Here is a 10,282-nt window from a genome sequence, read left to right as displayed (position 1 = left end):
CATGTCGCCAACCGCAAACGAACCGAACCCGCCGAGATAGGGCCCCGTCCAGCTGAAGCTCTCCTCAGTCGGCGGCATCGGGGCCGCTTCCGGGGCGAGCGCATCGGCCGCGAAAGCGCTGCCGGTGGCAAGAACGATCGCCATGGCGGCCATGGACGTGGGTATGATCTTCATCGGATACGTTCCTCGTTGAATTGCCAGTTTCGAAATTGCGTCCACATTCCTTCCCGCCCATGCATGAGCGGGCTCCGGGGCCGTCAGCCAATCTGCGAAGACATGTCCGCGCATTGCGGACATGAAAATCGAGTACCACCCCTTCAACGCACCGCTAGCAGAGAAAATCCGGGTGCGTGTGGCGGATACGGAAGTCAAAATTGCAATAACGGAACAGTTGTTGTTCCGGAATTTCTGTCTTGCAAATTTGTCACACTTAACTCACTTTCCGAAAGCTGAGAGGCCATTCTGGATTCGGGCTCAAACCAGGGCGGAAATGGTGTTTCTCAAGCGCCAACGGACAGGCAAAGGCCAATTGCGGGCAGGCGCCGTCCAACCCCAGGCAGTCTTCGACAGGGAGCACGATGGCGAGCGCTGATCGGGTGGCCATGTTCTCGGCGGACGACATTCCCGAAGATCAACGGGACGAGTTCATTCGCGATTTCTACGGTCGCATCCAGATGCGGTTGGACATCACGCCGCGGGCCGACACGCCTCTCAAATTCTCTGCCCGCACCCTGATCCTGCCCGAGATGAATCTCACCAAGGGCAACGTCTCTCCCATGGTCTGGGAGCGCAACAGCGGGCTGATGGCCGACGGCAACGACGATATCATCCTATCCTGGAACAAGGGCGGCTACCGCTTCACCATGCCTGGGCGTGGCGATTTCAGCACCGATCCCGGCACCGCGGCGATCCTGCCGATGGACCGCCGCTACTCGGTCGCCAGCGAGGATTCGCAATGGACCATGGCGCTTCAGTTCAAGCGCTCGCTGCTGGTCCCGCTGGTGAAGAACCTCGATGATGTGCGTCCCGACAGTCTCGGCCGGACGCTCCCGGCCCACCGACTGCTGTTCGATTACCTCTGGTCGCTCCTGCATATCGAGGAGCCCGAGACGCTCGCGCCTCTTGCTTCCCGCCATATCACCGACCTTCTTGCCGTTTCCTTCGGTGGGATGGAGGCCCATACGCATCCCCCTGGTGTCCGCGCCGCAAGACTTGCGGCCATCAAGCAGCACATCGCCCGCAATCTGACCGATCCCGGGCTCAACGCCGGGCAGATATCGCGCAAGTTCGGTATCAGCGAGCGCTATGTCCGCCAGCTCTTTGCCGGGGAGGGCACAAGCTTTTCCGACTATGTCAACGGGGAGCGGCTCGCCTATGTCCATAGCTGCCTCACCGACCGCCGACAGTTGCTGCGGCGCATCGCCGACATTGCCTTTGAGGTCGGCTTCAACGAGCCATCCACCTTCTATCGGCAGTTCCGCCTGCGCTACGGCATGACGCCGACGGAAGTTCGTGCCTTGACCGAAGGGCGATAGCGGCTGAAGAGCCGGGGTTCGTTGCCATCTTCACCCGATGCCGCGCATCGGCTTGTTTGCCCGCAGCCTGGTTTCTGCGCGGCGGCTATTTTTCCACCGCCAGCGTCTCGTTGAGCACGGCCGCCAGGTGGAGCCCCCGAGCGCCAGCTGCTTCGCGCCGCTCAGTCGCGATGCTCCGGCATCGCCTTCAACTGGTCCTTCGTCCAGCTGGTGACGGCGTGGACGTCGCCGTCCTCGTCGCGCATGAAATCGAGCTGGCTGGCGGTGACGGCCACCGGCTTGGCGCCGATGCCGAGAAAGCCGCCGACATCGATCACGACCTGGCTGCCGTGCAGGTGGTCGACCGAGCCGATCTTCTCGTCATCGGGGCCGTAGATGGTCGCGCCTTCGAGGATGTCGGGCGTGAGCTCGGCATTGGTCAGTCTTACGTGGCTGGTGTGGTCCATGATGCATCTCCTGTGGTTGTACAGGGGTGAACCTCTGATGCGGCTGAGGGTTCCGGGAACGGAGCGAAAAGCGAGCGCTGCTCAACGAAGCGCTGCCCATCCCATCACGAGGATGAGGATAAGCGCGACCAGCGTACCTGCTAGTGCACGCCGGGGCGCAGACGCCGGGGGACGTATCCTGGGCATGCCCGTGGTTCTCACCGCGGATAGGTTGGTTGCCGGCTCGTCAGCTGCGCCGCTTCGCGCTCAGATCTCGCGCCGCTTGCTCGATCGCCGCGCGATCGTTGCCCAGTCGGTCGAGCAGCTCCTGCGCCTCGTCGCCCGAAATGCCTGTGCGCATGGCAAGCGCCTCCACCGTCAACACATCCGCGCTGTCGATCTCGCGCGTTTCGGGCAGCGCGTCATCCGCGGTCAGCGGCAGGGCCGCCTCGCGGTCGATCTCCATCTCCGCTTGTTGCCAGTGCCGTTCGTGATTGCCGAGGATGCCGCCCTCACGTTGAAAGATCTCATAGGCGCGCTGCCTGATCTTCTCGGTCCGATCGTCGTCCATCGCCGTTCCTCCTTGCGTGTCACAAGAACGCGGAACAGGGCGGAACGATCCGTACCGTTCACGAAGTGATCGACCGGCTTACGGCCCGTATATCGCCACCGGCTTGCCGAACATGCCGGGCTCGGGTTTCACGCCCAGCCCCGGCCGCTGCGGCACGGCGATATGGCCTTGCTTGATGACGACCGGGTGCTCCTGGTCGAAATGGCCCTTGATGTATTCCTGCGCGATCCAGGCGCCTTCCATGCGGCGCGGCTCGACGGTGGCGGCTAGGTGCACGCAGGCTGCCGCGATGATGTCGCCGCCCCAGGCGTCGTCGCAGCTATGCGGCAGCGAGCGGATGGCGCAAAGGTCGCGCACGGTGGTCATCCTGGTCAGCCCGCCGAGACGCGTGACCTTGAAGCCGAAGCCGTCGGCAATCCCCATCGAGATCGCCCTGAGCACAGCGTTCTGGTCCTCGGTGCTCTCGTCGAGATAGACGGGATGCGTGACGCGGCCTCTCAGCGTCGCGATCTCCTCCATCGTGTTGCAAGGCTGCTCGAAAACGAAGGGGATTTGCTGGCAGAGCCGGTCGAGATGGAGCGCGGCGGCCACCGTCAGGCCACGGTTGCCGTCGACCGCCAGCCGCGCCTTGTAGCCGACCGCTTCCCAGACCTTGTGGACGACGGCGACGTCTTCCTCGAGATTGCGCCCGCCGATCTTCACCTGCAGGCGCGGATAGCCGGCCTTCACCTTGTCGGCGGCGATCCTTGCCGTTTCCTCCGGCTCCCCGACGATCAGCGAATAATAGGCCGGCACGCGATCCGTCAGCGCCCCGCCCAACAGCGTCGAGACCGGCACGCCGAGCTTCTGCCCGAGCAGATCGAGGAAGGCCATGTCGAAGGCGGCCTTGGCATAGCCGTGGCCGTTCAGCCGCTCGTCCATCCGCTTCGCAAGCAGCCTGATCGAGGCAACCTCCGCACCGATCAGGCCGGGCGCGATTTCGGCGATCGCGGCGCGCGCGCCCAGCGCGTGATGCGGCTGGTAGACCGGGCCGATCGGGCAGGTCTCGCCCCAGCCTGTGAGCCCGTCATTGGTGATGATCTCGACCAGCGAGGAGTCCAGCGCCTCCACATCGGCGCTGGCCATGCGGTAGACGCCGCCTCTGACCGGCAATTGGGCCGAATAGACGTTGATCCGCTCGATGCGCATACGGGCTTCACTCCGAAGGACAGGTCGGCAACGGGCCGTTGCAGGCCCCGCCTGTTACATCCGCGCTCTGGCCGAGGTGGGGTCGTAAGGCGAATCCGCGATGACCTCGGCGACCTTCCAGTCGCCCAGGATCGCGACGTCGAGCTTGGTGCCGGGCCTGGCAAAACGCTCGGGCAGCAGCGCCAGCGCCACGTCATGTCCGACCGCGTAGCCATAGCCGCCCGAGGTGATGCGCCCGACCAGCTTACCGTCGCTGTAGAGCCCTTCATTGGCAAAGGTGCTGGCGCCGTCGGTGTCGATCCTGAGCGTTACCGAGCGGCGCTGGTCGTTGCGCTCCTTGTATTTCAGCACCGCGTCGCGCCCGACGAAGTCGCCCTTGTCGAGACGGATGAAGCGCTCCAGCCCGCTCTCCAGCGCGTTGAGCTCCGGGTTCATGTCGCGGTACATGGCGCGATAGGATTTCTCGAGCCTGAGCGACTCCAGCGCATGCAGCCCGACCAGTCGCATGCCGTGCTTTTCGCCCTCTCTCAGGATCGCGTCGAGCAATTGCCGCTGGTAGGGCAGGGGGTGATACAGCTCCCAGCCAAGCTCGCCTTCATAGTTGACGCGCAGCAGCCGTACGTCGCTGGCAAGAGCCACGCTGCCGGTCTTGACGCCGAACCACGGAAAGCTTTCGTTCGAAAGATCGATCTCCGTCAGCCGCTGCAGCACCTCGCGAGCCTTGGGGCCAACGACCGTGAAACAGCCGCGGTCGTTCGTCACGTTCTTCAGGCTTACGCTGCCGTCGGCGGGCAGCAGCCTCGACAGATCGTCGAAATTCCAGCGCTCGGCGCGCGGCGTCGAGATCAGGTAGAACAGATCCTCGCCGAGACGCGCCACCATGTACTCCGCCTGCACGCCGCCATTGGCCGTCAGATGGTGCGCCAGCGTCACCTTGCCGACCGCGGGCAGACGGTTGGCGATGATCCGGTCCAGCCATCGGACGGCATTCGGCCCCGACACCTCGAACTTGGTCATCGGCGTCATCTCGACCAGGCCGACGGCGTTGCGCACCGCCAGCACCTCCTCGCCGACGAGGTTGCCCTTGGGCGTCCAGCGCCAGCTATACTGGTCCTTGGCCTCGACCCCGTCGCGCGCGAACCAGTTGGGCATCTCCCAGCCGTTGAGCACGCCCCAGACCGCGCCGAGCTCCGTCAGCCGGTCGTAGGAAGGTGCCGTCTTCTGCGGCCGTGCTGCTGGCATGTCCTGCCCCGGATATTTCTGCTCGGCATGGGTGCCCCAGGCCTCTCGCACCTTCTGGCGCGTCCATTCCTTGTTGGCGTAGTCGCCGAAGCGGCGCGGATCGAGATCGGACGTGTCGAGGCTGTTGCCGCCTTCGACGATCCGCTCCGACAGATAATAGCCTATTGTCCCGCCCCACAGGATTCCGCCCGGCACGCCTTCGGCGAGCCAGACATTGGGCAGGCCCCAGGCCGGTCCCATCAAGGGCAGCTCGTCGGCCGTCATCTGGAAGGGCCCGCGCACATTGGCCTTGATGCCGACGCGCCCGAGCGCCGGGACCAGCCGCAAGGCCTGCTCCCAGTTCCACGACACCGCCTCGAAATCCTCTTCCAGCAGGTCGGCGCCGAACCAGGCGGGAACGCCGTCCTCGGCGAACAGCTTGAGGTGCTCGGTGCGCTCATAGGGCCCGAACATCAGCCCGTCGCCTTCCTCGCGCAGATAGCCTTCGAAACCCTCGTCGCGCAGGATCGGCATTTCGGGCCGCCCGGCGCGCTTGCGCTCCACCACTTCCGGCACCGCTTCGGTGATCCAGTACTGGTGCAGGATCGGGATCGCCGGGATGTCGAGGCCGAGCAACGCGCCGGTCTGGCGCGCGTAGTTGCCGGTGGCGCAAATCACATGCTCGCAGGTGATGTCGCCCTTGTTCGTCTGGACGAGCCACTCGCCGCCGGCGGTCCGCTTGAAACCGGTGACCTCGGTGTTGAGATAGACTTTTGCCCCAAGATCGCGCGCGCCCTTGGCCATGGCGTGCGTCACGTCGGCCGGCGCGATATGGCCGTCGTCAGGATGGTAGAGCGCGCCCAGCATCTCCTTGTTGTCGAGCAGCGGCCAGAGCTTTCGCGCCTCGTCGGGCGTGAGCAATTGCGCCCGCATGCCTTGCACCTCGGCGACGCTCATATAGCTCTTATATTCGTCGAGCCGGTCGCGCGAATTGGCGATGCGCAGCTGCCCGCATTTGTGCCAGCCAACCGGCTGCCCGGTCTCGGCCTCCAGCCCCTCATAGATCTCAATCGTCTTGTTGATCATACGCCCGACATTGATGTTGCGGGCATAGGACGGGATCAGCCCCGCCGCGTGCCAGGTCGAGCCGGCGGTCAGTTGCGTGCGCTCCAGCAGCGCCACGTCGGTCCAGCCGCGCTTGGCGAGCCCATAGAGGATTCCCGCGCCGACGCAGCCCCCGCCGACAATCACCACTCGCGCATGTGTCTGCATCTAATCACCAGTTTTTCTACCGAGCCGAGAACAACCGCGGTCGAAGCTACAGGCGGTGATTGGCGCTGTAACGTCTTCAAAAATTAGGGGTCATGATAAGCTGGATTTATGCAGCAGCCTGCGGGCTGGCCGCAGTCACTGCGCTTGCCCATCCTGCGCGGTCTCGTCCTTGAAGTCGACCTTCGTTCCCGGCTTGACCATGGCGGCGAGGTCCTCGGCGTCCCAGTTGGTCATCCGGATGCAGCCATGCGAGAAGGTGGTGCCGATCTTGCCGGGGTCTGGCGTGCCGTGGATGCCGTAGCTCTCGATCGAGAGGTCGATCCACACCGATCCCACGGGATTGTTGGGCCCCTTCGCGATCGTGAAGGGATGCTTGGTCTTCACCCCCTTGAAGGCGAATTTCGGATTGTAGTGATAGGTCGGATTGTGCACCACGCGCTTGACCTCGGCCGCGCCGCTCGGCGCCGGTTTCTCCTCGCTGCCGATCGAGGCAGGATAGACGGCAATCGCCTTGCCCGATGCATCGAGCGCGCGCACCTGGCGCGATGCCTTGTCGACCTCGACGCTGGCTATCTGTGGAGGCGGATCGCCGCGGCCGACATCGGGCACCACCAGGGCCGTGCCGGCCTTGCTGAACCCGGCTTTGGGATTGAGCATCCTCAGCAATTCTTCGCTGACATGAAACCGTTCCGCCAGCTTCTCCCGCGCGTTGCGATAACCCAGGCGCTTGAGACGCGCCATGCTCTCCATGCGGGCCGGGATACGCCTGGTGAAGGGGCCGCGCACATCTTTCGCGGTAGTCTCATAGCTCGTCATCACGAGACCGGCGAAGGTTGCCGCGAGCCTGTCCCAGGTCTCCCGCGTGAGCTTGCCGTCGGAGGGCAATCCGTTCGCTGCCTGGAAGGCCGCGACTGCCTTGGTAAAGTTCTGCGACGCGCGGCCGTCGATCAGGCCGGGCGAGAAGCGGGCGCGATCCAGAAGCACCTGCGCCTTGAGCATCATGGGGCTGACGCCTTTGGGCTCGCCTTCGCTGAATTGCGCCTGATTGACGGCGTCGGGCTCCAGCCTCGCTGCCTGCGCGACGCCGCACGCGAGCGAGAGCGCCACCCAGACGACAACAAGGAACCTGACCATCGACGTCACTCCACCGCGACAAGGACCTGTCTCTATGACGCGGCACGTCCGATCTGGTTCCTGTCGCGGGCAGCGCGCGAAGGTCATCGTGAATGTGCGCTTTCCCGCATATACGTTTGAATTTTAAGCTGGAAAGCAGTTCCCATGAACGCGCATTGGTGGCATTATCGCATAAGGGCCTATGCATTGACCGATTAAATGGCCCCCAGTCCTGGTAACCGGCGGCTCCCCAACGCCCCCCGCCCATGCCGTCGGTTGCCTCCATTTCGGGATCAACTATCCAAGCTGGCTTCTTGTCGGAGGAAGGAGGCGGCGTTGCCCGCCGCCTCGGTCACATCAGACATGTTTCGGCCGCGCACTTCCCAGAATGGGGGGAATGGTGCCACCCTCGATGAGGATGTCCTTCTTGCGCGCGAAGGCGACGAAAACGCCCCTCGCTGTTTCCGCATCGACATCCCCGGCGAGGGCTGCCCTGCAGGCACGGATGGCCGCTTTTTGCTCGGGGCTGTTACCACACCAGTCGATGGCGAACTGATAGGCGTCCACGACGGTGTTCAACTGACGCGGAAATCCCAGTCCTACCCAGACGCGGATTGGTTTTTCGAACGGTTTGGCGAACATCGCAAAACTCCCTCGATCCGCAGCGATGCTACGCGGTCAGCCCGCCGCCCTTGCGGCCTTGGCCGACCATCCAGGGCAAGGTGGTGCTCACGTCTTCATGGATTCTGGCGGATTTTGCGAAACCGCAAAATGCCTCTCTGGCGGCCGTCAGCGGAAAACCGCTGTCGAAGGCCCTCTGGCAAGCGCGCAGCGCCGTTTCATAGATCGGCCCGCGCCGGTTCTTCGGCCATTCATAGAGGAATTCCAGGGCGTCCTCGAGGCACGCGATCTCCTGGACAAGGCTGTTTCCGCTCTTGACGAAAACAGGGCTGTCGAACATCCGATCGTTCATAAGATCCTCCAAGTCGAACGAACAATTTGAGTTTGATAGGGGCGGGGACCGCGGCGGTCTGCGCCCGGCTTCGATATGGGTTTACGGGTTTGAAGCGTCAAGGACCTGGCGGATGCTCTCATGCCCCATTTCTCAGGCCCGATGTTCGGCGCGCCGAGCAGTCGATCAGCCGGCATCCGTGCCGCCGGCGGCGGCCTTCTCACCGACTGGAATTGAGCTTTTGGATACGTCCCTCGTCCAGCCGGAAAACGCCATCCGTGCCGCCTTGCTGCTCGAAGTCTGTTTGAAGCTCATCCCACGTGCCGAGATATTCGCCGCACTCGGCGCAGTGGATCGGCGTTGCGGGTTGGGCATCGGCTGGAATGTTCAAACGGATGACGCCGCAAAACGGGCATTCCAGTTTGTGGTCCAGATACTGGGTGGTCATGACCGTTCAGCATCGCGCAAACGGCACGCCCGTGCAAGCCGGCGGACTTCGATGAGCCGCTGGCGGCACCGTCTGCGAAACCGCAAGCCGCGAAGCGCCTTCACGGTCGCGCAAGCCGGTAGTACATGCGCCGCATTCCGCCGGTCACATACGACCTGAAGCGGACGTCTGAACGCGCGCCCTTATGATCCGGGCTTCTCGCAAAAGCGACGGCCGGTCGCGCCCGACGGCCTTTATCAGCCTCCTGGCTTGAGCATCGGAGATGCCGGTTTTTTGCTTCAGCAGAATGACGAGCTGCTTGTCGTCAATTCGCCCATGAGAACTGCCTTCACCGGGTTCGGTCATGTCGAGGATCCTCCTTGCAACCGAACTGGAAAAACCGTCGAAAGTTTCATCGCGGCCCTGCTTTGCCTGGCCGCTCCGCTGGAGCGTTATCTGCCCAGCGGTCTTCGCGATAGCTCAGCCAGCTCCCGCTCGTCGGTGATCCCCGCCATGTAGTTCGCGATGATGCGCAAGGCCCGCCGCTCGCGCTGCTCCTCGGTTTCGTCGGCGCCGGCGCTGAGTTCAAGGACGCGGCCAAGGAAGGTCACCTCGTCCGGCAGGAATGCGCCTTTCGACAGTCTCGTAATCGGCATTGTCTCCTCCTCCGTGCCCCAGACCAAAGGATGCCCGACCGGCGGACATGCTCGTGACAAAACGGCCGCCGACCGGGCCTGCCAACCCCAAAGTTTGGCACGACCATCCTGCATGTTTGTTGATGATCCGCTCTAACCCAGGTGAATCGTAGCGCGAAACTCTTCGTGTCGAACCTAAAGCTGCGTGTGCAGCTTGCTCGCAAGCCAATCGGTGACTTTCTCGGTCAGCGGACGCGCCTGCCACTCCGCCAGGCTGATCTGCCTCGACCGTTTCAGGTCCTCGTTGAACAAGTCGATCTGCGTCTGCGCAAAATCCCTGCCGTAGACATTGAGGCTGGCTTCGTCATTCAGGCGCAACGAGCGCTCGTCCAGGTTGGTGGAACCGAAGCTTGCCCAGACGTCATCGACGATGAGCAGTTTGGGATGATACATCGTCGGCTGAAACTCGTAGATGCGCACGCCCGCTTCGAGCAGTTGACCCCAGAAGTGCCGCGAGCCTTTTCGCACGATGGGCACATCGGTCAGCGAATTGGGCACGATGACGTCGACGGCCACGCCTCGTTTCCTGGCGTCGAGTATCTGCTGCAGCGCGATCTCGTCCGGCACGAAGTAGGCCATGCCGATGCGCAGGTGATCCTTGGCCGCGGCGATCGCGGCCAGCATCATCAGCTCCATATCCTCGGAGCCGTTCGGTTGCGATGACAGGACCAGCTGGGCGCTAAGCGCGCCTGCGGGTTCGGGTGGCGGATAGAACTTCTCTCCTTGCAATGTTTCGCCCGCGGTCTCCAGCCAGTTCTCGGCGAAGGCCGCCTGGAACGCGCCCACCGAAGGCCCCTCAATCCGATAATGAGTGTCACGCCACTCGTTCGGATTGCGCGCATCGCCCAGCCAGTTGTCCGCGATGCCGACCCCGCCAGTGAAC

13 protein-coding genes are annotated in these 10,282 nt (G+C 63.5%); 2 read left to right on the top strand and 11 right to left on the bottom strand.

The window, feature by feature from the left end; translation table 11 throughout:
• Positions 1 to 295 precede the first annotated feature (295 nt).
• Together EOA24_RS15425 and EOA24_RS15420 are read left to right on the top strand one after the other, a co-directional pair.
• Positions 296 to 592, top strand: a complete 297-nt coding sequence (locus tag EOA24_RS15425) for a hypothetical protein (protein WP_126078074.1) — start codon at positions 296 to 298, stop codon at positions 590 to 592.
• Positions 579 to 1,535 carry an AraC family transcriptional regulator gene (locus EOA24_RS15420; protein ID WP_127255833.1) on the top strand — a complete coding sequence of 319 codons (957 nt, stop codon included), beginning with the start codon at positions 579 to 581 and terminating at the stop codon, positions 1,533 to 1,535. The genes EOA24_RS15425 and EOA24_RS15420 overlap by 14 nt, the downstream gene beginning before the upstream one ends.
• 161 nt (positions 1,536 to 1,696) lie before the next feature.
• Here EOA24_RS15420 and EOA24_RS15415 read toward each other — a convergent pair whose 3' ends face one another.
• The 11 genes from EOA24_RS15415 to EOA24_RS15365 all read right to left on the bottom strand — a co-directional run.
• Complete coding sequence (locus tag EOA24_RS15415) at positions 1,697 to 1,981, bottom strand: hypothetical protein (protein ID WP_040980340.1); 285 nt, start codon at positions 1,979 to 1,981, stop codon at positions 1,697 to 1,699.
• Between the two features lie 226 nt (positions 1,982 to 2,207).
• A complete protein-coding gene (locus tag EOA24_RS15410) occupies positions 2,208 to 2,531 on the bottom strand; it encodes a DUF2934 domain-containing protein (RefSeq protein ID WP_126078072.1) in 324 nt (107 codons plus the stop codon).
• A gap of 78 nt (positions 2,532 to 2,609) precedes the next feature.
• On the bottom strand, positions 2,610 to 3,719 hold the full coding sequence (locus EOA24_RS15405) for a mandelate racemase/muconate lactonizing enzyme family protein (RefSeq protein WP_126078071.1): 1,110 nt from the start codon (positions 3,717 to 3,719) through the stop codon (positions 2,610 to 2,612).
• Between the two features lie 54 nt (positions 3,720 to 3,773).
• Positions 3,774 to 6,212: an FAD-dependent oxidoreductase gene (locus EOA24_RS15400; RefSeq protein ID WP_126078070.1), complete on the bottom strand. Its 2,439-nt coding sequence runs from the start codon at positions 6,210 to 6,212 to the stop codon at positions 3,774 to 3,776.
• 135 nt (positions 6,213 to 6,347) lie between these two features.
• Positions 6,348 to 7,346: a L,D-transpeptidase gene (locus EOA24_RS15395; protein ID WP_127409892.1), complete on the bottom strand. Its 999-nt coding sequence runs from the start codon at positions 7,344 to 7,346 to the stop codon at positions 6,348 to 6,350.
• A 336-nt stretch (positions 7,347 to 7,682) separates the two neighbouring features.
• Positions 7,683 to 7,967: a DUF982 domain-containing protein gene (locus EOA24_RS15390; protein ID WP_126078068.1), complete on the bottom strand. Its 285-nt coding sequence runs from the start codon at positions 7,965 to 7,967 to the stop codon at positions 7,683 to 7,685.
• Between the two features lie 28 nt (positions 7,968 to 7,995).
• A complete protein-coding gene (locus EOA24_RS15385; protein ID WP_126078067.1) occupies positions 7,996 to 8,298 on the bottom strand; it encodes a DUF982 domain-containing protein in 303 nt (100 codons plus the stop codon).
• 199 nt (positions 8,299 to 8,497) lie between these two features.
• The gene (locus tag EOA24_RS15380; RefSeq protein WP_126078066.1) at positions 8,498 to 8,725 is read right to left on the bottom strand and encodes a hypothetical protein; all 228 of its coding nucleotides are present in this window, start codon (positions 8,723 to 8,725) and stop codon (positions 8,498 to 8,500) included.
• Positions 8,726 to 8,869: 144 nt separating this feature from the next.
• The gene (locus EOA24_RS15375) at positions 8,870 to 9,070 is read right to left on the bottom strand and encodes a hypothetical protein (RefSeq protein WP_126078065.1); all 201 of its coding nucleotides are present in this window, start codon (positions 9,068 to 9,070) and stop codon (positions 8,870 to 8,872) included.
• An 86-nt stretch (positions 9,071 to 9,156) separates the two neighbouring features.
• Positions 9,157 to 9,360 carry a hypothetical protein gene (locus EOA24_RS15370; protein WP_189342151.1) on the bottom strand — a complete coding sequence of 68 codons (204 nt, stop codon included), beginning with the start codon at positions 9,358 to 9,360 and terminating at the stop codon, positions 9,157 to 9,159.
• 174 nt (positions 9,361 to 9,534) lie between these two features.
• Positions 9,535 to 10,282 (bottom strand): phospholipase D-like domain-containing protein (locus tag EOA24_RS15365; protein WP_245501798.1); only part of this gene is annotated, 748 nt, incomplete at its 5' end.

Source organism: Mesorhizobium sp. M2A.F.Ca.ET.039.01.1.1, from assembly GCF_003998035.1.
Taxonomy (GTDB): Bacteria; Pseudomonadota; Alphaproteobacteria; order Rhizobiales; family Rhizobiaceae; genus Mesorhizobium.
This window is presented reverse-complemented; position numbering and strand designations above follow the sequence as displayed.